The 22296-nt window shown below is 41.9% G+C and carries 19 protein-coding genes and 1 pseudogene; 7 read left to right on the forward strand and 13 right to left on the reverse strand.

Annotated elements, in window-relative coordinates; translation table 11 throughout:
- Positions 1-324 (forward strand): annotated as a pseudogene (locus BM378_RS20450) (IS4 family transposase); the annotation flags it as partial.
- 51 nt (positions 325-375) lie between these two features.
- Here BM378_RS20450 and BM378_RS15325 read toward each other — a convergent pair.
- Positions 376-981, reverse strand: a complete 606-nt coding sequence (locus BM378_RS15325; RefSeq protein ID WP_036967121.1) for a peroxiredoxin C — start codon at positions 979-981, stop codon at positions 376-378.
- Positions 982-1295: 314 nt separating this feature from the next.
- Complete coding sequence (fadR, locus tag BM378_RS15330; protein WP_036967119.1) at positions 1296-2009, reverse strand: fatty acid metabolism transcriptional regulator FadR; 714 nt, start codon at positions 2007-2009, stop codon at positions 1296-1298.
- A 285-nt stretch (positions 2010-2294) separates the two neighbouring features.
- Between fadR and nhaB the strand changes: the two genes are divergently transcribed.
- On the forward strand, positions 2295-3875 hold the full coding sequence (nhaB, locus tag BM378_RS15335) for a sodium/proton antiporter NhaB (RefSeq protein ID WP_074989538.1): 1581 nt from the start codon (positions 2295-2297) through the stop codon (positions 3873-3875).
- A gap of 56 nt (positions 3876-3931) precedes the next feature.
- On the opposite strand, the gene tyrA is transcribed toward nhaB, so the two are convergent.
- The 6 genes from tyrA to ffh all read right to left on the reverse strand — a co-directional run bounded on the left by tyrA (position 3932) and on the right by ffh (position 9129).
- Positions 3932-5056 (reverse strand): bifunctional chorismate mutase/prephenate dehydrogenase, encoded by a 1125-nt coding sequence (gene tyrA / locus BM378_RS15340; RefSeq protein ID WP_036967115.1) that lies wholly within the window; start codon positions 5054-5056, stop codon positions 3932-3934.
- Between the two features lie 495 nt (positions 5057-5551).
- Positions 5552-5911: a 50S ribosomal protein L19 gene (rplS, locus tag BM378_RS15345; RefSeq protein WP_004587324.1), complete on the reverse strand. Its 360-nt coding sequence runs from the start codon at positions 5909-5911 to the stop codon at positions 5552-5554.
- Positions 5912-5944: 33 nt separating this feature from the next.
- Complete coding sequence (gene trmD / locus BM378_RS15350; RefSeq protein ID WP_036967113.1) at positions 5945-6712, reverse strand: tRNA (guanosine(37)-N1)-methyltransferase TrmD; 768 nt, start codon at positions 6710-6712, stop codon at positions 5945-5947.
- Entirely contained in the window at positions 6712-7245 is a 534-nt protein-coding gene (gene rimM, locus BM378_RS15355; protein WP_036967112.1) for a ribosome maturation factor RimM, read from the reverse strand. Before rimM ends, trmD begins: the two co-directional genes overlap by 1 nt.
- A 17-nt stretch (positions 7246-7262) precedes the next feature.
- Entirely contained in the window at positions 7263-7511 is a 249-nt protein-coding gene (gene rpsP, locus BM378_RS15360) for a 30S ribosomal protein S16 (protein WP_036967110.1), read from the reverse strand.
- 241 nt (positions 7512-7752) lie between these two features.
- On the reverse strand, positions 7753-9129 hold the full coding sequence (ffh, locus tag BM378_RS15365) for a signal recognition particle protein (protein WP_036967108.1): 1377 nt from the start codon (positions 9127-9129) through the stop codon (positions 7753-7755).
- A 243-nt stretch (positions 9130-9372) separates the two neighbouring features.
- Here ffh and BM378_RS15370 point away from each other — a divergent pair, with 243 nt between their 5' ends.
- From BM378_RS15370 to BM378_RS15380, 3 genes are all read left to right on the forward strand, one after another.
- Entirely contained in the window at positions 9373-10176 is an 804-nt protein-coding gene (locus BM378_RS15370) for a cytochrome C assembly family protein (RefSeq protein ID WP_036967105.1), read from the forward strand.
- A gap of 61 nt (positions 10177-10237) precedes the next feature.
- A complete protein-coding gene (locus BM378_RS15375) occupies positions 10238-11506 on the forward strand; it encodes an HlyC/CorC family transporter (RefSeq protein ID WP_141687232.1) in 1269 nt (422 codons plus the stop codon).
- Positions 11507-11657: 151 nt separating this feature from the next.
- Complete coding sequence (locus BM378_RS15380) at positions 11658-12497, forward strand: mechanosensitive ion channel family protein (protein WP_036967099.1); 840 nt, start codon at positions 11658-11660, stop codon at positions 12495-12497.
- A 131-nt stretch (positions 12498-12628) separates the two neighbouring features.
- On the opposite strand, the gene BM378_RS15385 is transcribed toward BM378_RS15380, so the two are convergent.
- Together BM378_RS15385 and gshA are read right to left on the reverse strand one after the other, a co-directional pair.
- Positions 12629-13237 (reverse strand): transglycosylase SLT domain-containing protein, encoded by a 609-nt coding sequence (locus tag BM378_RS15385; RefSeq protein ID WP_036967095.1) that lies wholly within the window; start codon positions 13235-13237, stop codon positions 12629-12631.
- A 136-nt stretch (positions 13238-13373) separates the two neighbouring features.
- Positions 13374-14948, reverse strand: coding sequence for a glutamate--cysteine ligase (gene gshA / locus BM378_RS15390; RefSeq protein WP_036967091.1), 1575 nt, complete (start codon positions 14946-14948; stop codon positions 13374-13376).
- Positions 14949-15338: 390 nt separating this feature from the next.
- Here gshA and BM378_RS15395 point away from each other — a divergent pair, with 390 nt between their 5' ends.
- Positions 15339-16886 carry a methyl-accepting chemotaxis protein gene (locus tag BM378_RS15395; protein WP_074989539.1) on the forward strand — a complete coding sequence of 516 codons (1548 nt, stop codon included), beginning with the start codon at positions 15339-15341 and terminating at the stop codon, positions 16884-16886.
- Positions 16887-16971: 85 nt separating this feature from the next.
- On the opposite strand, the gene clpB is transcribed toward BM378_RS15395, so the two are convergent.
- The 3 genes from clpB to rluD all read right to left on the reverse strand — a co-directional run bounded on the left by clpB (position 16972) and on the right by rluD (position 21352).
- Positions 16972-19548 carry an ATP-dependent chaperone ClpB gene (gene clpB, locus BM378_RS15400; protein WP_074989540.1) on the reverse strand — a complete coding sequence of 859 codons (2577 nt, stop codon included), beginning with the start codon at positions 19546-19548 and terminating at the stop codon, positions 16972-16974.
- A 98-nt stretch (positions 19549-19646) separates the two neighbouring features.
- On the reverse strand, positions 19647-20369 hold the full coding sequence (pgeF, locus tag BM378_RS15405) for a peptidoglycan editing factor PgeF (RefSeq protein WP_074989541.1): 723 nt from the start codon (positions 20367-20369) through the stop codon (positions 19647-19649).
- A 5-nt stretch (positions 20370-20374) separates the two neighbouring features.
- On the reverse strand, positions 20375-21352 hold the full coding sequence (gene rluD, locus BM378_RS15410) for a 23S rRNA pseudouridine(1911/1915/1917) synthase RluD (protein ID WP_074989542.1): 978 nt from the start codon (positions 21350-21352) through the stop codon (positions 20375-20377).
- 133 nt (positions 21353-21485) lie between these two features.
- On the opposite strand from rluD, the gene BM378_RS15415 reads away from it, so the two are divergent.
- The gene (locus BM378_RS15415) at positions 21486-22247 is read left to right on the forward strand and encodes an outer membrane protein assembly factor BamD (protein WP_036967077.1); all 762 of its coding nucleotides are present in this window, start codon (positions 21486-21488) and stop codon (positions 22245-22247) included.
- The last annotated feature ends 49 nt before the right edge of the window (positions 22248-22296 follow it).

Here is a 22296-nt window from a genome sequence, read left to right on the forward strand (position 1 = left end):
CCAGACATGGTACGCCAAGAGTTATGGGGATTACTACTCGCTTACAACTTAATACGCATAATCATGCTTGATGCAACTAAAGAAGAAGATATCTTGCCTACTCAATTAAGCTTTAGCCAATCTATGCGGCAGGTAATCGCTTTCTTCATGTTTACGCCAATACATAGTGCAAGTAAGTTACCTGTTCATTATGATGAGTTACTGACAACACTTAGGTTGTTTATCTTACCCGATAGGCTACCAGACAGGCATTATCCAAGGGTGATAAGAAGGAAACCAAATAAGTATCCTTACAAAAGAAAATGCCAGTCAGCTCTTAACTGACTGGCATTAGCCAATTGGCGGGTTTTTTAATACTTTCAACAAAGGCCTAAATTATAGGTCGCCTTCGTTTTCAGAAAGGAATTTAGCAACACCTTCAGGGCTTGCATCCATACCTTTTTTACCTTCAGTCCAACCTGCTGGACATACTTCACCGTGCTCGCTGTGGAACGCTAGTGCGTCAACCATGCGAAGCATTTCATCAATGTTACGGCCTAATGGTAAATCGTTAACTACTTGGTGACGTACTGTACCTTCTTCGTCGATTAGGAAAGAACCACGGAAAGCAACACCTGCTTCTGGGTGCTCAACGTCGTACGCTTGACAGATTTCGTGCTTAACGTCTGCAACTAGTGCATATTTAACTTGACCAATACCGCCGTCAGCAACAGCAGTGTTACGCCATGCGTTGTGTGAGAATTGTGAATCGATAGAAACACCGATTACTTCAACGCCACGCTTTTGGAACTCTTCAAAACGCTTGTCGAAAGCGATTAACTCTGAAGGACATACGAAAGTGAAGTCTAACGGGTAAAAGAAGATAACTGCTTTTTTACCTTTGATAGTGTCTTTTAGGTTGAAGTTTTCAACGATTTCACCGTTACCAAGAACAGCTGCTGCAGTAAAGTCTGGTGCCTGACGGCCAACTAATACACCCATTTTTATCTCCAAATATTTGAGTTTATTTCCAATTGCCTACGCAATACTCACATATATATGGTTCCGAAAAAACAAAAACCAAGAGTAAGTATCGATATTTAGCAAGATAGTTTAAAGAGGTTACAGGCAAATGAACAATCGAAAAAAGCGATATATGCAATCGGAAAAATTGATATAAAAAAGATATGCGCTATGTCTATCGAATTACCTTATGATGCAGGGTGATTATGAACCCACCTTATTGTTAAATAAATACAAAAAACCCAGCTTAAAGCTGGGTTCTCAAATATAAAAAGGCGCATAACTAAGGGCTGTTAGTCCATAATATCTTCTGGCATATCACCACGGATCTGCTGCCAGATTTCACCCGTTTGATGGCCGTATTTACGCATAAGCGAAATAGCCCCGTCGTGTTCATGACGCTCAGCAAGCGAGGTTAAATCTTTATAAAATTGGCGAGCAAGCTCACGTGTACGCGAATCAGAGAAGTAATGGCAACCGATTTTTGAGTAAAAACCTTTAAAGCCATTTAAGATAAGTACATAGATTCTGTTGTTACCTGCGACAGCAAGTTCATGATGCACTTTGTAATCGTAGTCTGCAAATGCTTGCGCGCTGTCTTCAAGCTGTTCACTTTGCGATAAAATTTCGATCACGCGTTCAGGTGCTAATTTTATTGCAGCACGAGTGTAAATGGCACTAATGTTAGTGCGAGCCGATAGAAGTTGATCGGTAAGCTCTGGCATTTTGTCTTCATCTAGTCGTGCTAACGTCTCTAGAATGTTAAGGCCTGAGGTTTCCCAGAAATTATTAACGCGAGTTGGTTTACCATGTTGAATCGTTAACCAGCCATCACGCGCCAAACGCTGTAGCACTTCACGCAAAGTGGTACGTGTAACACCTATTAACTCTGACAACTCTCGTTCTGCTGGAAGAATTGAGCCAGGCGGAAAGTCACCATTCCAAATAGATTCAACAATGTATTCTTCAGCAAAACCTGCTGGACTTTTCGCTTTAAAAATTCTCATTCAATTTCCACTTGAGTTAGCACATACTTCTATCGCACAAAGCGATCAACCCACTGATTGTACCAGATGCTCTGTAACTAACAAGTAAAGTCCATCCAGTGTACATAAAAATCTAAAGATAATAACGAAATAATTAGCCTAGTATTAATAAACCACACTTAAGTTAATAATTAACAATCGTTATCGTACTTTAGCTATACTAAAATTACACTAACAGCATATTTACTGTTAACGCTAAGTGAATTAACTTATTAGCGTTATCATCCCATCTAATAAGGTACTGCAATGCAGCAACGAGTTCTGCCGGCAATCTTTAAAAACTTTTTAGGGAATTCGCCACAATGGTATAAATACACCATTCTTGCTTTTTTATTGTTAAATCCGATTTTATTTCAATTAAACCCTTATATTGCTGGCTGGGTGCTGGTACTAGAGTTTATTTTTACCCTTGCTATGGCATTAAAATGCTATCCGCTTCAACCCGGTGGACTTCTGGCGATAGAAGCGATGTTTATTGGAATGACTTCAGCGGGTCAGGTCGAACATGAAATAGTTCAAAATGTGGATGTCATCTTACTGTTGATCTTTATGGTTGCGGGCATTTACTTTATGAAAGATCTGTTACTGTATATTTTCACTAAGTTAGTTGTCTCAGTTCGCAGTAAAACAGTGCTGTCGCTGTCTTTTACACTTGCTGCTGCATTCTTATCTGCATTTCTTGATGCCCTAACTGTCATGGCGGTTGTTATTGCCGTTGCAATGGGTTTTTACAGCATTTACCACAAAGTTGCTTCGGGGAAAGACTCCTGCAGTGAACATGATATAAACGACGATAATCAAGTGCGTCCTGTCAATCGTCAAGAATTGGAAGAATTTCGGGCATTTTTACGCAATTTGTTGATGCATGCTTCAATCGGTACTGCATTAGGGGGCGTATGCACCATGGTTGGTGAACCGCAAAATTTAATTATTGCAGAACGTGCTGGCTGGTTTTTCGGAGAGTTTTTCTTTCGCATGCTCCCCATCACCTTGCCTGTAATGATTGCAGGTGTAGCGACAACTATTCTACTCGAAAAAACGAAGACATTTGGTTACGGTGCTAAATTGCCAGTTCCTATTCACACCATATTATCTGAGCATGCTAAAAAGCTTGAGAAAAAACGAACAACGCGTGACAAAGTCAATTTGGCTATTCAAGCAGTAATAGCGGTGTGGCTCATCATTGGACTTGCTTTACACTTAGCAACCGTCGGGTTAATTGGTTTATCGGTGATTATTTTTGCCACTGCCAGTGCAGGGATCATTGAAGAGCACCAATTAGGAAAAGCATTTGAAGAAGCACTCCCCTTTACCGCTCTGCTGTGTGTATTCTTTTCAATTGTTGCAGTAATAATCGACCAACATTTGTTTACGCCGGTTATCAGTTGGGTGCTGACATTTGAAGGGCAGTTACAATTGGTGATGTTCTTTATTGCGAATGGATTACTTTCTATGGTGAGCGATAATGTTTTTGTTGGTACAGTTTATATTAATGAAGTCGCTGCCGCGTTAGAGGCGGGGCAAATCAGCCGTGATCAATTTGATTTGTTAGCCGTTGCAATTAATACAGGGACTAACTTGCCTAGTGTGGCGACACCAAATGGTCAAGCTGCATTTTTATTTTTACTCACCTCGACACTTGCCCCCGTGCTCAGGCTTTCTTACGGACGAATGGTCTTTATGGCACTACCCTATACAATCGTATTGACTGTTGTAGGTTTAAGTATGACGTTATTTAGTTTGTCTGATATGACTGAATTACTCTATCAATGGGGACTTATTCAACACCATTCGGGTGGATTACCTGGCTCATTAGGCGGTCACTAATAAGCAATGTATAGCGAGCAGCATACAATGTGCTCGCTTTTACTTATGCGACAGTGTTAATCAAGCACTTTAGCATCATTCGCTTTATTCAATAAGCTACGACTTTGTGTCAAGAAATGTGCCGTTGCATCTGAAAAATACGCTTTAGCTTCTGCAAAGGCATCTATAAGAGCGGCTTTATCACCCGCTTTTAATTTTTCTAATGTTTGCGCAAACGTATCTTGGTAGTTAGCCAATAAGGCTTCGACATCATCAAATTGCGCAAGCATAATATCAGAGTAAAGCTCTGGCGATTGCGCAAATAAACGACCAACCATCATGAGCTCTAGCTGATAAATGGGTGATGAACAACTTCTCAATTCTGCGAGTGTATGACTTTGTTTTGCTAAAAACTGACCATAAACAAAAGTCGTTAAGTGGCGCATGACCTGGATAATTTGCATTGCTTCATCATGCTTTTTAGCATCCATTTCCACTACCTGACAGCCCCACACTTGTAATTGTGCCAATAATCCTTGCGCAACTTCATGATTACGTCCTTCACATACCACAACAGTCTGCTTTACCCAATGAGATATATCGGGGCCAAACATTGGGTGTAAACCAACAACAGGGCCTGAATGAGCTGCCATTAATGCTTTTAATGGCTTTTGCTTCACCGAGGTTATATCAACCAATAAACACTCATCATCAAGCGTTGGTAATGCAGCTACTACCTGTTCTAACGCATTGATTGGCACACTCACTAACACCAGCTTTGCGCCTGCTAAAATAGCTTCACTATCAGCCTGCTGTTGTTTATCTAAAATACGGACTTCATACCCAGAACGAATAAATTGTTGGGCAAATAATTGCCCCATAGCCCCTTGACCACCCACAATGACAATCGGAGATAGCTGAGGAGCAGAACAGGCCAAGCTCCCTTGCTGATTTTGATACGCTTCTCGCATCATACGACGCAGGATATCTTCAACAAGCTCAGGGTTAACGCCTTGACTCATTGCCTCTTGGCGACGAGCTGCCAGCAAATCGGCTTCACGGTCGGGCGCATGTAATGGCGCCCCTGTTTGCTGCTTAATAGCCCCTATTTGTTCTGTAATACCATTACGCTTTGCTAATAACGCGACTAATTGCGCGTCACATTCATCGATCCCTGCTCTTAATTCTGCTAGCTTATCCACTGTTACTACACCTCAAACCCAAAACGTAAACTAAAATATACAAAAAAGTAAACCTTTTAATACGAAATATAGTACCAGCATAAGCAGCAAAGTACAAAGTCCTTGGGCTAATCACGCAGGGGAAATACGCCAGTTCAAATATTGCTGTACGGGAATTATTGAAAGAGGTGTGAAAAGTAAAATAAGAAGAAGCCAGCTAATTTCAATCCACAATAATGCTTCATCATTTTGAGGGATTAAACCTCTCGCTACCTGCGTTAAAAATGTCTGATTTATGACTGCATGGATGCAGAAGGTAGAGCAATGCAGGAGCTATTGCCGAGAATGACTAAATAACGACATTTTTGCCTTGTTATCAATGACGTTTTATCGCTTCAAAACTGCTCTCTTAATTAAGCGAATTAATACAATAGAAAAATTGTTCCCTTAAAACCAAAACGGGTTGCAACCCGAAGGCTGCAACCCGTTTTTTTTTGCGTTGATAAACAGCGCGTATTAGTTAAGTTTTTCTCTAATACGTGCAGATTTACCAGAACGCTCACGTAGATAGTAAAGCTTCGCACGGCGAACTGCACCGCGACGCTTAACTGTTACGCTGTCGATAAGAGGGCTGTGCGTTTGGAATACACGCTCAACACCTTCACCGCTCGAGATTTTACGAACTGTGAAAGCTGAGTGAAGACCACGATTACGCTTAGCGATTACAACACCTTCAAAGGCCTGTAGACGCTCTTTGTTACCTTCTTTTACACGTACCTGTACAACTACTGTATCACCAGCGCCGAATGCTGGTACGTCTGTTTTAAGCTGCTCTTCTTCAAGCGCTTTAATAATATTTTGGTTTACTTTTGCCATTATATTTCTCACTTTCCTAGGTGTAACTGTCTTCTAGCCACAAGCTTGTTGGTACTCTTGCTTGAATTCTGCAAGAAGTGCCGCTTGCTCCTCAGTCAGAGCTAGGTTATGCAACAAGTCAGGACGACGTAACCAAGTTCTACCTAATGACTGCTTTAAGCGCCATTTAGCAATTTCTTGGTGGTTTCCGCTGAGCAATACAGCAGGCACCTGTTTATCATCCAATGTTTCTGGCCGTGTATAGTGAGGACAATCAAGCAATCCATCCGAAAATGAATCTTGCTCTGCTGACTGATTGTGACCTAGTACACCAGGCACTAATCGCGCAACAGCGTCAATTAATGTCATAGCGGGTAGTTCACCACCACTCAGAATAAAATCACCTATTGACCATTCTTCGTCAACATATGACTCTATGATTCGCTCATCTATACCTTCATAGCGACCGGCAATCAAAATCAGTTTATCGGAATTGGCTAATTCAGCCGCACCTTGCTGATCTAATTTGCGCCCTTGCGGGGACATATAAATTACTTTTGCACCATCGCCTGCCGCTTTTTTAGCGTCAAGGATGGCTTGTTTCAATGGTTCAACCATCATCAACATGCCGGGACCGCCCCCATAAGGACGATCATCCACGGTTCTATGCTTATCAGTAGCGTAGTCACGTGGATTCCAGCAGTTAAAGTCAATTAAACCATTTTTAACTGCGCGACCTGTTACCCCTTGAGTGGTAATAGCATCAAACATGTCCGGGAAAAGGCTTATCACCCCTACCCATAACGAACTCGTTTGTGACATTAAAACCCTGGGTCCCAGTCTACGGTAATTTCTCTTGCTTCGTGTTTAACTTCTTTAATAACAGAGTCTGTTAAAAAAGGAATTAAACGCTCAGCTTGGCCAAATGCATCTTTTTTGTTTGCTTTCACAACCAAAACATCATTTGAACCTGTCTCCATTAGGTCATCAACCGTGCCTAAGTCGTAACCTTTATCGGTTACAACAGACATGCCAATGAGATCTCGCCAATAGAATTCACCTTGCGGTAATTCTGGTAGTTGCGCCGCGTCAACAGAGATTTCAACATTGGTGAAAGCCATTGCTTGGTCTCGATCGTTTACTTGCGCAACTTTAGCGATAAAGCCTTTGTTGTGGCGACGCCAGTCGACCACCTCTAAGGTCTGCCATTTACCTTGTTGCCCTATCAACCATGGGCTGAAATCGAAGATCCCTTCGGGATCATCAGTAAATGAATGCACCTTAAGCCAGCCCTTTATACCATAGGGGGCGCCGAGCTTTCCTACAACAATTATCGAGGTGTTCTCTTGACTCATGGTTACACTTACGCCTATTAAGCCGCTTTACGAGCGTCTTTAACTAATTTAGCTACGCGATCTGAAAGAGATGCGCCTTGACCTACCCAGTGTTCAACACGAGATAAATCTAAACGTACTTTTTCTTCCTGACCAGAAGCGATTGGGTTAAAGAAACCTACTTTCTCGATGAAGCGACCGTCACGCGAGAAACGGCTATCCGCAACCACAATTTGATAGAAAGGGCGTTTTTTAGCGCCACCACGTTGCAAACGAATAGTTACCATACCGTCCTCTAAATAGATTGACTGTTTTCATTAATAAGATTTACTCCCCAGTACGGGGAGCTGGGGAATTGTACGAGTTTTTTGCAACATTGCAAGTAAGAAGTGATGCAAAATGTAAGTTTAGTTGATTAAACACTGATCTGTGCGTTAAATCTTACATTTGCGCCTAAGTTCGGCATAATTTATCCATTAAAAAAGGAGCTATTTGCTCCTTTTTTACACGAAACGGACTTTTTGAAAATTAAAACTTAGGTCCGCCACCCATCATACCTGGTGGTAACATCCCTTTCATGCCGCGCATCATTTTCATCATGCCGCCTTTACCTTTCATTTTCTTCATCATCTTTTGCATCTGCGTAAATTGCTTAAGCAATTTATTGATTTCTTGTACTTGAGTACCAGAACCCGCTGCAATACGTTTTTTACGTGAGCCTTTAATGATTTCAGGGCGGGCGCGTTCTTTTGGCGTCATTGAGTTAATAATCGCCTCCATTTGCACAAATGTTTTATCACCCATTTGCCCTTTTACTGCATCGGGTAAATTTTGCATACCTGGCAATTTATCAAGCATCGACATCATACCGCCCATGTTTTTCATTTGGCGCAGCTGCTCAGCAAAATCATCAAGTGTAAAGCCATCGCCTTTAAATACTTTTTCAGCAACTTTAGCGGCTTTCTCCTTGTCGACTTTCATTTCGACTTCTTCGATCAATGAAAGTACATCACCCATGCCTAGAATACGCGACGCTATACGGTCAGGATGGAATGGTTCAAGAGCATCGGTGCGCTCACCCACACCCATGAACTTAATCGGCTTACCGGTGATATGGCGAATAGATAAAGCAGCACCACCACGGGCATCACCATCAGTTTTCGTTAGAATCACACCACTGAGTGGTAATGCTTCATCAAACGCTTTTGCTGTATTTGCAGCATCTTGACCTGTCATTGCGTCAACAACAAATAAGGTCTCAATAGGATTAATCGCACTGTGTAGTGCCTTGATTTCATCCATCATGTCGCTGTCAACGTGCAAACGGCCCGCTGTATCAACTAAAACAACGTCAATAAACTTTTTCTTCGCGTGGGCAATCGCATTACTGGCAATATCAACAGGCTTTTGCGAAATATCACTTGGGAAAAACTCAACCCCTACTTCAGTAGCTAGAGTTTCAAGCTGTTTGATTGCCGCAGGACGATATACGTCAGCACTCACCACAAGCACAGATTTCTTTTTGCGTTCTTTTAAGAACTTAGCAAGTTTACCCACACTGGTCGTTTTACCGGCACCTTGTAAACCCGCCATCATCACAACTGCTGGCGGCTGCGCATTCAGGCTTAGCTCTTCATTTGCTTCGCCCATGGCTTTTTCAAGCTCTTCACGAACGATTTTAATGAACACTTGGCCTGGACTTAAGCTTTTAGTTACTTCAACGCCAACTGCGCGTTCTTTAACTTGCTTAACAAAATCACGAACAACGGGTAACGCAACATCCGCTTCCAAAAATGCCATGCGGACTTCACGTAATGTATCTTTAATATTGTCTTCAGTTAAGCGTCCGCGGCCACTGATATTTTTTAAGGTTTTACCTAAGCGTTCTTGGAGATTCTCAAACATGTAAAGGTTCCGATAAAACGTGTTTCACCTGTAAAGCGCGCAAAAAACACAATTTAAGTTGCAATACAGGCAATATTAAATTTCAATTCCTAGCAGTATACCGTAAATGGTGGTCGACAATACAGTGTTCAAGTGCGCTGTTTGAGTTTCTTTTTACAAACTCTATGCTTTTGCCTTGCTATAAAATACAATGGCATCAATGAGACAAGGATTTATTGATATAAATTAAGTGGCCAAAACACGATGATTATTAGTTTAACTATTATTGCTAGTTTGTTTTATGTGTTAGCAACGTCGCATGTGCTTTCACGCCTTTTTCACAAACAAGGCCCAAGCCAAAAGCTCACGGTGATTTTAAGCACCGTAGCAATCCTTGCACATATGTTATTACTGGTGAATTCTGTTTTTCGAGCAGACGGCCAAGATTTAAGCATTGTTAATGTGGCACTTTTAACCTGCTGGGTCATTGTGGTGTCTGTCACGGCGGTGTCGCTTAAGTTTCCTGCAACGTTGCTATTGCCTGTTGTTTATGGCTTTGCAGCTATTTTAACGCTTGCTAGCCTATTTATACCGCATCATGTGATTATTCATACCATTGATGTAGAACTAGGCTTAGTGACACATATCTCGCTATCTTTGCTAGCTTATTGCGTACTTATTATCGCGACTTTATACGCTATACAATTTTACTTTATTGATAAGCGCTTAAAGCGTAAAGATTTAGCCATTGTGCACAGCCATTTACCCCCGCTAATGGTGGTCGAGCGTCAGCTCTACCAACTATTAACTTTAGGCACTATTTTACTCACCTTCGCACTTCTGTCTGGTTTTATATTCTTAGACGGTATGTTTGCCAGTGAGTTTATCCATAAAACGGTTTTATCATTGATTGCGTGGCTTATTTTCACGGTTGTTACGCTTGGTCACTTACGCCAAGGTTGGCGAGGAAAACCCGTGGTATTTTCGATCATGATAGCTGCATTTATCCTATCACTTGCTTATTTTGGCAGCCGTTTCATTCAAGAAGTGATACTAAATAAGTTTTAACTTGACTCAGCAAGCTCTCTCTAGCTTAATATGCATTGGTTTATAAAAAAAGGATCCATCGTTGGACGACATATCGACTAGTACCCTGTTTATCGTATTGGGATTATTGATACTTATTTCTGCTTATTTTTCGGGTTCTGAAACCGGAATTATGTCAATTAACCGTATTCGTTTACGCCATCTTGCGAAAGAAAACCATCGCGCAGCGAAACGCGTCAGTAAACTCTTAAGTCGCCCAGACAGACTTATTGGTCTGATCTTGATTGGTAACAACCTAGTTAATATCGCTGCAGCACAGGTTGCGACGATTATTGGTATTCGCTTATACGGTGACGTTGGCTTGGCTATTGCGACAGGTGCTCTGACTTTAGTGGTGTTAATTTTTGCTGAAGTTACACCAAAAACGCTCGCGGCTCTTTACCCTGAAAAAGTCGCGTTTCCTAGCTCTATCGTGCTTAAAGGCTTGCTTAAAATACTCTTCCCGTTCGTTGTAATGGTAAACTGGCTGACCAATGGTATGTTACGTTTATTTGGTATTACGACCGCGCAAATCGAGGAGCACAGCTTAAGTAAAGAAGAATTAAAAACCGTGGTTAATGAATCGGGTGCCTTATTGCCTGCACGTCACCAAAGCATGCTGACGTCTATCTTAGATTTAGAGCAAGTGACCGTCGAAGACATCATGATCCCACGCAACGAAATTGTCGCCATTGATATTAATGACGATTGGAAACTAATCAGTCGCCAACTAACACATGCACAGCATACTCGCGTATTACTTTATCGCGATCAAATTGATGATGCGGTTGGTTTTATTCACTCACGTGATGCACTTCGTCTATTGACGAAAGAGCAGTTTGATAAACCATCATTACTGCGTGCGGTCCGCGAGATTTACTTTATCCCTGAAGGTACCTCGCTGAACACACAGCTTTTGAAATTCCAACAATCAAAAGAACGAATTGGTTTAGTGGTTGATGAATACGGTGATATTCAAGGCCTTGTAACTCTTGAAGACATTCTTGAAGAAGTGGTAGGTGATTTCACCACAACGCAAACACGTACTCCAAGTGAAGAAGTGACAACTCAAGATGATGGCACAGTGCTTGTTGATGGTGGTGCAAACATCCGTGATCTAAATAAAGAGATGGGGTGGGAATTACCTATCGACGGCCCTAAAACTTTGAGTGGCTTAATTGTTGAATACCTTGAAGATATCCCAGATTCGAATTTAAGCCTACGAATAGCAGGCTACCCAATAGAAGTATTGGAAGTGAAAGAGAATATGGTGAAACTGGTGAAAGTTATTCCCAGTAAACGAACTGAATAACAGATAAGGAGTAGCTTGCTACTCCTTTTTTTATAGCTTATTTCATAATTCTACCCCGAAGTTTCCTATTTCATACCTATAAACACACATTAAGCTGCTAATTCGTCTACTATGGCTTGCATATTTTAACGTCTCGTTACATGGAGCAAAAATGGACGAAATATCGATCGAAAAAGTATATAACCAAGCAATTGAGCTACTCATGACGTATGGACCAAAGTTTATTTTAGCGATTTTGGTGCTTGTTATTGGTTGGTGGCTAATTGGCAGAATTGCCAAGATGACCGAAAAATCAATGTATAAAGTAAAGTTTGAAGCAGGCCTGACACACTTTCTAGTGTCGTTTATTTCTGTCATTCTGAAGATACTATTACTTATTTCTGTCGCCTCAATGATTGGCATAGAAACCACCTCATTCATCGCAATGCTCGGTGCTGCAGGTTTAGCTGTGGGTATGGCATTGCAAGGCAGTCTGGCTAATTTTGCAGGTGGTGTGCTGATCTTATTCTTTAAACCTTTTAAAGTGGGCGATGTTATTGAAGCACAAGGTTACATGGGGAAAGTCGTTGAAATTCAGATTTTCGTCACTATTTTGCTTACCTACGATAATGAAAAAATAATCATCCCGAATGGGGCCCTGTCAAACGGCTGCGTGAAGAATAAGTTTGCGGAAGCCACTCGCCGTGTCGACATTGAATTTGGTATTAGCTATGGCGATGACGTTCATAAAGCCCGTGAAGTACTTCTGAATGTCCTTAATGACTACGAATTAGTGCTTAAAGACCAAGAAGCGAAGAAACCTGTTGTGCATGTTAGTCAACATGGTGACAGCCACATTGGTATGCTCGTTTGGGCATGGGTTGATTCTGATAACTATTGGCCTGTGTATTTTGGCCTCTATGAAAAAGTGAAAATTGCTTTCGATGCAGCAGATATCACTATCCCATTCCCGCAGCGCGATGTGCATATTCACCAATTTCCTGGCAAGTAATCACATGCACAAGTGTACCTAACAGTAACAGAGTGGGTACTCTTTAATGTTATAGTGCAATTTAATGTTATAGTGCAATTGAATGCAATAAAAAAGCCCGTAGTTACGGGCTTTTTTATCTTTGTACGTGTTTAGCCAAATAAGCGCTCAAACCAGTTTTTATCAAGCTCATCTTCACACTGTTTAAGCTGAGCACCATACCGGCTCGCACGGTGTTTTACTTTATTAGCTACACTCATTAACCACTTTTTGCTTTTGTAGGTACCGCGCTTATACCCGCCCCACCCTTCGTGGTAATTTAGGTATTGTGCGTAAGCATCCCACTTTGATACACCATTCACTTTATGTGTTTTATAAACAAACCAAGCCATAAAATCGATGGCATCATCAAAGTCATCTCTGTCAGCGCCACTGTTGCCGGTTTCACGAATATAGTCTGACCACGTAGGTGTTTTTGCTTGCGAGTAACCATAGGCAGAGCTTGCTCGGCCGATAGGAATGATCCATAAAAAGTATTCCATCGGTGGAGCGGCATCATGACGGAATGAACTTTCTTGATACATCATGCTCATCAGCACATGTTTTGGCGAGCCCCACTTTTCTTGTGCATCACGTGCATCATAATACCAATCAGGTTTTTCTTCGAAAATCTTACAAATATCATGCGGTTGCTCTGGTGGAGCCGTGGCACAACCCGCCATAGAAGCGACCAGCGATAAAATAATTAAATTTTTTTTCATTTTTTTTAATATCTCGCTGAACTTTTTCTTATTGAGTCAGTCTGACTTTATGAATGCAGCAGTATAGCATTGTTTCATCCCTGAAGAATCTTTGACGCAGCCAACCTAGGCTGCGTTTTTTTATGCCTAAAAGCCGCTAAGCTTTAGCAAAGTAATCATCTAAAAAGGCCGTAAAAGATAGCGTATCTGCTGCTTTTACTTCACGCTCTTTTGCAATCGAATTGACGGCTTGTTCCCTTAAAAAAGCCGGATCGTAATACTGATAATCCGCAGCTAAATGATTTTCTTTATATTGCTGTGCAAGTGCTAAAGCAAACTGGCCGTTATCTTGGTTTTCTTTTGCAAGTGTTGCAACATAACGCCCTGAAAACGTTTTACTTGACTCAGTTACCCAACTCGACAGCTCATGAATTGTTTCGCTGTAGTAACTTACGCCATACGCACTGTCCATATAACGCGCAACAGGGATTAGACTCTCAAAAATAGTCGATGCCCAATCAACCAAGCTAACTGCTTCACCTTGTTTTGTTAATTGTAATTCAGGGTTGCGCCCTTCATTAACTACCGCATCAAGGTTCTGCGTGCTTAACTGTTGCTCTTGCCAATCCATTGTTGGAGATTCGCTTAAAAGACAATACGTTAAAAAGACATCGAGGAAACGGATTTGCTGTAAATCGATCCCTGTTTCACTGAATGGATTTACATCAAGTGCACGCACTTCTATGTACTCAATGCCCCCTCGTAATAGGGCATCTGTCGGTGTTTCGCCTGATGTAGCATTACGTTTTGGTCGAATTGGCGAGTAAAACTCATTTTCTATCTGTAAGATATTTTTATTAAGCTGCTTTGGTTCAGCACGGGTGTAGTCGTCAATATGACCGTAGATATCTGAAGGCGTATGAATGGCAGCTTTCAAACCTGCTACGTACTCCTCAAGCGAGTTATACATCACTCGCAACGATGATTGAGCGCTGTTTGTGTAACCTAAATTACCTAATCGCAGTGCGGTGCCAACCTCAAGGTACAATGTGCCTTTGCCCAACTTTTTAAATGGCAGATCAGTTTTTCGCCCTTGTAAAAATGAGCTACATAATGCAGGTGACGCACCAAATAAGTAACTTATTAACCAAAGCTCACGCTTAAAGTTTCGAATAAGCCCCAGATAACCATCTGAAATAAACGTGCTAAGTGGTTGCTCACTGGCACTCAACGCGTGCAAGCTCTGCCATAACTCATCAGGAAAAGAGATATTAAAATGCACACCAGCAATAGCTTGCATCATGCTGCCATACCGATTCTTTAATCCTTCTCGGTACAACGTTTTCATGCGCCCTATGTTTGAGTCACCAAACTGAGCCAGCACAATGTCATCTTGATTATCAATAAAGCATGGCATGCTGATAGGCCATAGCAGCTCATCATCCATCTGTGACAAGGTAAACTTTTGCAAATCTTTAAGCTGCGCTAATGTTTGCTCAGCCGATGTGCTAACAGGCGTAATGAATTCTAATAAAGACTCAGAAAAATCAGTGGTGATATGGTCATTGGTTAAAGCGCTTCCCACTCCTTGTGGATGACCCTGTTTTGAGATAACACCATTTGGTTTAATCCTTAATGCTTCTCGCTCGATGCCACGTTTAATCCCATTTATTGCGTGTGGAAAATGTGCTGTTAACGCTTCTAGCGTTTTATTTAAATTATGTTTTATCAAAAATGCTTCCTCGAGCCGCGTGGCTTTAATCCTAAGTGTATGGGGGCAAAAAATAAATACTCAAGAGTAAATAGTTGTTTGATTTTATGCTCCGTCACTCATAGCTCATCTTGCCATTGTGAATACTATTATACAATTGGTTTGAGGGCACTTCATTGATGCTAAATTGCTTCATCACCCCCATCAGCAAGACCGATTATTTCTGACATTCATTTCATGCAATACAAAAGGGTTAGTTTAAGCATAATTTATCAGACAAGTTATTGTTTTAGATCAAGGGATGAATAAAATTTCTAAAACTTTAGCAGTAATCAGCTTGTCCCCTCTTCCCTTACATTTTTCTGAGATTATAATCCGCACACCGTAACAAAGTATATTTCAAGGACTCATATGCGTCGTGGGCAAGAAATCATTAATCAAGAAGTGACATACTCTGAACAACAGGAGCTTGTCTCGACAACCGATTTACGTGGGGTAATTACCTACGTAAACACAGAATTTTGTAACATAGCGGGCTATACCGAAGATGAGCTATTAGGTAAAAACCATAACATAGTGCGCCACCCTGATATGCCTAAAGCCGCATTTAAAGAAATGTGGGAAAAGCTTAAACAAGGCCACTCTTGGCGAGGCATGGTAAAAAACCGCTGTAAAGATGGACGTTATTATTGGGTTGATGCCTTTGTCACACCCATTTACGAACATGGGCAATTAGTCGGCTATCAATCAGTGCGTACAAAACCCTCTGAACACTTGAAAACACGCGCTACGGCTTTGTATCAAAAGATTAATGATGGCAAATCAATCGCCTCGTTTCGCGAAAATGTGTCACTAAGACAAATAGTGTCTTTGATTATTATTCTTGCGGGGGTTATTGCACTTGGTTTTACCACATCGTTGATGACTGTATTAGCGACACTTGCCATTATTTTACTGCTTGCTGCGCTTAATTATGATGAGTTAATAGTGACTCCTTCAGCACTTAAATCACAGCGTGCAGAGTTTGATTCTGTGTCACGCTATGTGTATTGCGGTGCACACCCATTTAGTATTGCGCTATATAACCAGCAGATGCTATTTGCAAAATTACGAACAGTGCTGGGTCGCGTTAAAGACTCGACCTACTCCTTTAAGAATATCGCAACAAACTTAGATACGCAGTCATCGCTTACTGAGCAGGGTATAGCGGCACAAGGTCAGCGTTTAGGTGATATTGCGACTGCAATGACGCAAATGAGCGCAACCATTGGTGAAATATCAGCAAATACGCACCATACAGCTGAAAAGGTAAATGATACATACCAAAGCTGTACAGATATCAAACTGCATATTGAAGACAATAGCGCGATGGTATCAGACCTTGCTAACCAAGTTGAACAAGCAGCAACAACCGCTAATTCATTAGCCAGTGAAGCCGATAAAATCGGCCAAGTGATGACTGAAATTGAAGGTATAGCTGAGCAAACAAACTTACTTGCCTTAAACGCCGCAATTGAAGCTGCCCGTGCAGGTGATCATGGTCGAGGTTTTGCTGTCGTTGCCGATGAAGTGCGTGCACTTTCTTCACGAACACAGAATGCCACTGCGCAAATTCATAGTTCAATTAAAGAAATTCAAGATACATTATTTAGTTGGTCTAAAGTAATGCAGTCAACTAAGCAACAAGCTGATAGTTGTGTTGAAACAACCACACATACTCAAGCTGAGCTTGCGAGTATATTCGCACAGATAAATGAAATATCTGGTTTGGCGACCGAAATCTCTACCGCAGCCGAAGAGCAACAAGTTGTCAGTGCAGATATACGTGAAAACGTTGAAAGTATTAAAGGACACAGCGAAGAGAACTTAAAGCTCAGCTATAACGTAGCTAAAGATGCCGCAGGCCTCGTTGAGGGGTCGCGCAAAGTAAACGATATGCTATTAACGTTTAAAGTTTAGTGTTTCTTAAATAAGCGATTTATTAAAATTGTTTAATCAAACACAAAAGCCGCATCATTTGATGCGGCTTCTTTATTTTCCGATATTAACGAGTTGAAAAAACCAACCCATTTTCATCTGCATCAATATGGATAATAGCGCCAGGTAGGTATTCACCTCCAAGCAAGCGCTGCGCTAGCGGGTTTTCTATGGTGTGTTGAATTGCACGTTTTAACGGTCGTGCACCATAGACAGGATCAAAACCACTTTCTGCTATACGGTCAAGGGCAGCATCAGTTACCTCAAGAAGATAGCCTTTTTCGGTTAAGCGTTCACGCAGTTTACTTAACTGAATATCGGCAATTTCTTTAATATGATCATTCGCAAGTGGATGGAATACCACCGTTTCATCAATCCGGTTTATAAACTCGGGTCTGAATTGGCTTACCAACACTCCCATCACTTTCTCTTTTAGCGTTGCATAGTCGTTCGAACCAGCTTGCTCTTGGATGATGTCTGATCCTAAGTTTGAGGTCATAATGATCACCGTATTTTTAAAATCAACGGTACGACCTTGTCCATCAGTTAAACGGCCATCATCAAGCACTTGTAAAAGTATATTGAACACGTCGGGGTGCGCTTTTTCTACTTCATCAAGCAAAATAACAGAGTATGGACGACGACGAACAGCTTCTGTTAAATAGCCACCTTCTTCATATCCAACGTAACCCGGCGGTGCTCCCACTAAGCGTGCTACTGAGTGTTTCTCCATAAACTCAGACATATCAATGCGCACCATGGCATCTTCAGTGTCAAACATAAAACTTGCAAGCGCTTTAGTAAGCTCTGTTTTACCTACCCCTGTTGGGCCTAAGAATAAAAAAGAACCTATTGGGCGGTTTGGATCAGCAAGCCCTGCACGTGACCGACGAATCGCATTCGCTACAGCAACCACGGCTTCATCTTGGCCAATGACTTTGTGATGAAGTTGATCTTCCATTTGCAGTAGTTTTTCTCGCTCGCCTTGCAGCATTTTAGAGACGGGTATACCTGTCCAGCGCGATAAAATTTCTGCAATTTCATCTTCACCAACTTGGTTTTTAAGTAAGCTCATTTCTTGCATTTCTGCTTGCGATGCAAGATCTAACTTGCGTTCAAGTTCAGGAATACGGCCATACTGTAATTCAGACATCCGTTGTAAATCACTTGCTCGGCGCGCGACTTCTAAGTCTAAACGAGCTTGTTCAAGCTCCGCTTTAATCACTTGTGTGCCTTGCAAAGAGGCTTTTTCGGCATTCCATACTTCATCAAGCTCACGATACTGCACTTCAAGTTCAGCTATTAGCTCTTGCATTTCAGTACGACGCTTTTGACTTGCTTCATCTTTTTCTTTGGCAAGTGCATTATCTTCGAGTTTTAACTGAATAATACGACGCTCAAGTTTATCAAGTGACTCTGGTTTAGAGTCAATTTGTAAACGAATTGACGAGCCCGCTTCATCAATCAAATCAATCGCTTTATCGGGTAACTGACGATCGCTAATGTAACGGTGCGATAGCTGCGCCGCTGCAACAATTGCCGGATCGGTAATATCAACAGAGTGATGTAGCTCGTAACGCTCTTTTAAACCACGAAGAATCGCGATGGTGTCTTCTACCGATGGCTCTGCTACGAATACCTTTTGAAAGCGACGTTCAAGTGCTGCATCTTTTTCAATGTATTGGCGATACTCGTCAAGCGTTGTGGCTCCCACACAGTGAAGCTCACCACGTGCAAGAGCAGGTTTTAACATGTTCCCTGCATCCATCGCACCATCAGTTTTACCTGCACCAACCATGGTATGAATTTCATCAATAAAGAGGATTACTTGGCCCTCTTCTTTGGCTAATTCATTTAAAACTGATTTTAAACGCTCTTCAAACTCACCACGGTACTTAGCACCCGCAACTAATGCCCCTAAATCAAGCGACAACACGCGTTTGCTCTTGAGCCCTTCGGGTACCTCACCATTAATAATTCGTTGTGCTAAGCCTTCAGCAATGGCTGTTTTACCCACGCCTGGCTCACCAATTAACACGGGGTTGTTCTTCGTACGACGTTGTAAAACCTGAATGGTACGGCGTATTTCGTCATCGCGGCCAATCACAGGATCAAGCTTACCTTGCTCGGCACGCTCAGTAAGGTCGATGGTGAATTTTTTTAATGCCTGACGAGTTTCTTCCGCATTCGGGTCATCCACTTTTTGACCGCCACGAATAGCCTCTATGGCCGTTTCAATTTTTGTTGAAGTGATATTGAGCGCTTTAAATATATCTCCTAGCGGGCCTTTATCATCGCACGCAGCAAGTACAAAAAGTTCACTCGATATATATTTATCTTTACGCTTTTGAGCATATTTATCACATAAGTTAATTAACGAAACCATATTATTCGATAGCTGTACGTCGCCACCAATGCCTTCTACTTTAAAAAGCTTTTCGATTTCTTGTGATAATTTTGTATTTAACTCGTCTGCACTCACGCCAGCTTGCGCAAGGAGTGCACGAACACTAGAGCCACTTTGCTGAAGTAATGAATACATTAAGTGCACGGGCTCAATAAATTGATGATCGCGCCCAAGTGCTAATGACTGCGCATCTGAAAGCGCAGATTGAAATTTACTTGTAAATCTATCTAAACGCATGAAGGTTTACCTATTAAAAAAACTAATTGCTTAATTAATGGGTATGATATGTAGTTTGTTCAAGTAAGAGATGAAAATTTAATCACTAAAAAGTGCGATTATTTGCGCCAGATCAAGCTTGCCATTCGCCCTGTTTGACCATCTCGTCGATACGAAAAAAATAATGATGGCTGTGAGTAGGTGCAATACTCTGCGCCATAAATACCCACAACACCAAGCTGACTGAGTTGCTGCTTGGCAAGTAAATAAATATCCGCTAAGTATTTTTCACCTTGGGCAGTAAACGCATGCTGATGAATCTGGTTTTGATCGCAAAAACAATCTTTAACATCCTGCCCGACTTCAAACTGCAAAGCCCCGATAGCAGGACCAAACCAGGCAATGATGTCAGCAGGCTCAGCCTTAAACTTACTCAGTGTATTGGCAAGAATTCCCTTCGCTAATCCGCGCCACCCACCATGAACCGCAGCAACTTCATCCCCTGACGTTGAACACAATAGCACGGGTAAACAATCGGCCGTCATGATGGCAAGCGGTTGCTGCTTTAGGCGAGTATAAAGTGCATCAGCGCTACTTACTGAATGAATATCAACGCGTTCATCAACCACCACCACATCCGCACTATGTACTTGATTTAACCACACAGCAGGGCTTGGTAATTGCCTCGTTAAAGCAGTGCGATTTGCCTGCACAGCTTGCTCATCATCACCAACATGAAACCCCACATTAAAGCTATTAAACGGTGCCTTAGATACCCCGTTTTCACGAGTTGTACTGAGGGCTCCAATAGTGTCAGGGGCAGTCCATGTTGGCGTAATCATAGTGTTTAATACTCAATATTTGGATTGGCTTTCGTATCAGCTCGCAATGCTTCTGTCATAGCGGCCATATCCTCTGGAATAGGTGCCTGCCATGTCATTAACTCACCTGTGATAGGGTGCGCAATTGACAATTTAACCGCATGCAATGCCTGACGTTTAAAGTCTCTCAGCATTTGAAATAGCTCAGGCGTTGCGCCTTTCGGTGGACGTGGGCGCCCGCCATATAACTGATCACCAACCAGTGGATGGTTTAAATACGCCATGTGCACACGAATTTGGTGAGTACGGCCAGTTTCTAGGCGTAAACGTAAGCGTGTGTGAGCACGAAACTTTTCAGCAACACGGTAATGAGTCACCGCAGGTTTGCCCATTTCATGAACAGCCATGTGAGTACGTTTTGTTGCATGGCGGCCAATTGGCTTTTCAATCATACCGCCTGCCGTCATAGTGCCATTACAAATTGCTTCATATTCACGTGTGAAGTTTTCACGCTTTTGCAGTGCAGACACTAAGTGCGTTTGCGCAGGAATTGTTTTTGCTACCACCATTAAACCTGTGGTGTCTTTATCAAGACGGTGCACGATACCTGCACGCGGCACGTTAATTATATCGGGGTAATGATGAAGCAAGGCATTCAATACTGTACCGTCTGGATTACCAGCCCCTGGGTGTACCACTAATCCCATCGGTTTATTGATTACTAATATATCATCGTCTTCATAAACGATGTTTAATTTGATATTTTGTGCCTCGTACTCGCGCGGTGCTTCAATGGTTGTTTCAACACTGACCAGTTCACCACCGAGTAATTTTTCACGCGGGGTGTTCAATATTTCACCATTCACGGTGATTTTATCATCCAAAATCCACGTTTTTATACGTGAACGAGAATAATCAGGGAACAATTGCGCCAATACTTGGTCTAGACGTTTACCGCCAAGGTCAATTGGAACCTCGGCTTGGAGAGAAATTTGCTCTGACATTAGTAACTTTACCCAATTTACCAGTGCAAGCTTTGCTCGACTGGGTTAGAATCGCTTTAATTAGCATTGTATGTATAGTTTACTCGGTTTTCCTCACTTGGCCTAGCCGAAGACATCGAAGGTAATAAATAAAATGATAAATAAAATAGGGAAACGTGCGTTCGCCATTGTTTTTTCAGTTTCATTACTTGGCCTAGGAGCCTGTTCATCTGCTCCTGATCAAGAAGATATTCAACGCGTTCCGAATAAATCTGCACAAGCTTTATATGAAGATGCGAAACAAACGTTAGATTCGGGCCTTTATGCACGAGCTATTGAGTTATTAAGCGCTATTGATTCACGCTATCCATTTGGTCCACTATCAAAACAAGTACAAATGGATCTCGTGTATGCACATTATCAAGCAGGCAATACTGAACAAGCTCTCGCAACAATTGACCGTTTCATTCGTTTAAACCCAAATCACAAGGATTTAGATTACATGTACTACATGCGTGGCTTGGTTAATATCAAAGCAGACAAAAACGCATTCCAAGAATACTTTGGTGTAGACCGTGCTGATAGAGATGCAAATCGCACTCGGGTTGCATTTACCGATTTATCAACCTTACTGAAACGTTTCCCAAATAGCGTTTATGCGCCAGAAGCGAAAAAACGTTTAGTATGGTTACTTAACAAAATGGCGCGTTATGAACTAAAAGTAGCAGAGTACTATTACGAGCGTGAAGCTTATCTTGCCGCTGCAAACCGAGGTAAATATGTCGTTGAACACTACTCGCAAAGCAGTTACCTGGATCAAGCATTAGAGATCATGGAGAAAAGCTACGAGAAGCTAGGTTTACCTGAGCTAAGTGCGCATGCTAAAGAAACGCGCGAAGCAAATAAGCGTAAATAACCTAAGCGCTGAATAAGCATTAAAAAGGCGCCAAATTTGGCGCCTTTTT

The sequence above is a fragment of the Pseudoalteromonas lipolytica genome (genome assembly GCF_900116435.1).
Lineage (GTDB): Bacteria > Pseudomonadota > Gammaproteobacteria > Enterobacterales > Alteromonadaceae > Pseudoalteromonas > Pseudoalteromonas lipolytica.

What these genes read in the sequence shown, in the direction of transcription:
- BM378_RS15325 (WP_036967121.1), bottom strand. Translation starts at nt 981, where the DNA reads ATGGGTGTATTAGTTGGCCGTCAGGCACCAGACTTTACTGCAGCAGCT.
- fadR (WP_036967119.1), bottom strand. Translation starts at nt 2,009, where the DNA reads ATGAGAATTTTTAAAGCGAAAAGTCCAGCAGGTTTTGCTGAAGAATAC.
- nhaB (WP_074989538.1), top strand. Translation starts at nt 2,295, where the DNA reads ATGCAGCAACGAGTTCTGCCGGCAATCTTTAAAAACTTTTTAGGGAAT.
- rplS (WP_004587324.1), bottom strand. Translation starts at nt 5,911, where the DNA reads ATGGCAAAAGTAAACCAAAATATTATTAAAGCGCTTGAAGAAGAGCAG.
- trmD (WP_036967113.1), bottom strand. Translation starts at nt 6,712, where the DNA reads ATGTCACAAACGAGTTCGTTATGGGTAGGGGTGATAAGCCTTTTCCCG.
- rimM (WP_036967112.1), bottom strand. Translation starts at nt 7,245, where the DNA reads ATGAGTCAAGAGAACACCTCGATAATTGTTGTAGGAAAGCTCGGCGCC.
- rpsP (WP_036967110.1), bottom strand. Translation starts at nt 7,511, where the DNA reads ATGGTAACTATTCGTTTGCAACGTGGTGGCGCTAAAAAACGCCCTTTC.
- ffh (WP_036967108.1), bottom strand. Translation starts at nt 9,129, where the DNA reads ATGTTTGAGAATCTCCAAGAACGCTTAGGTAAAACCTTAAAAAATATC.
- BM378_RS15370 (WP_036967105.1), top strand. Translation starts at nt 9,373, where the DNA reads ATGATTATTAGTTTAACTATTATTGCTAGTTTGTTTTATGTGTTAGCA.
- BM378_RS15380 (WP_036967099.1), top strand. Translation starts at nt 11,658, where the DNA reads ATGGACGAAATATCGATCGAAAAAGTATATAACCAAGCAATTGAGCTA.
- BM378_RS15385 (WP_036967095.1), bottom strand. Translation starts at nt 13,237, where the DNA reads ATGAAAAAAAATTTAATTATTTTATCGCTGGTCGCTTCTATGGCGGGT.
- BM378_RS15395 (WP_074989539.1), top strand. Translation starts at nt 15,339, where the DNA reads ATGCGTCGTGGGCAAGAAATCATTAATCAAGAAGTGACATACTCTGAA.
- clpB (WP_074989540.1), bottom strand. Translation starts at nt 19,548, where the DNA reads ATGCGTTTAGATAGATTTACAAGTAAATTTCAATCTGCGCTTTCAGAT.
- pgeF (WP_074989541.1), bottom strand. Translation starts at nt 20,369, where the DNA reads ATGATTACGCCAACATGGACTGCCCCTGACACTATTGGAGCCCTCAGT.
- rluD (WP_074989542.1), bottom strand. Translation starts at nt 21,352, where the DNA reads ATGTCAGAGCAAATTTCTCTCCAAGCCGAGGTTCCAATTGACCTTGGC.
- BM378_RS15415 (WP_036967077.1), top strand. Translation starts at nt 21,486, where the DNA reads ATGATAAATAAAATAGGGAAACGTGCGTTCGCCATTGTTTTTTCAGTT.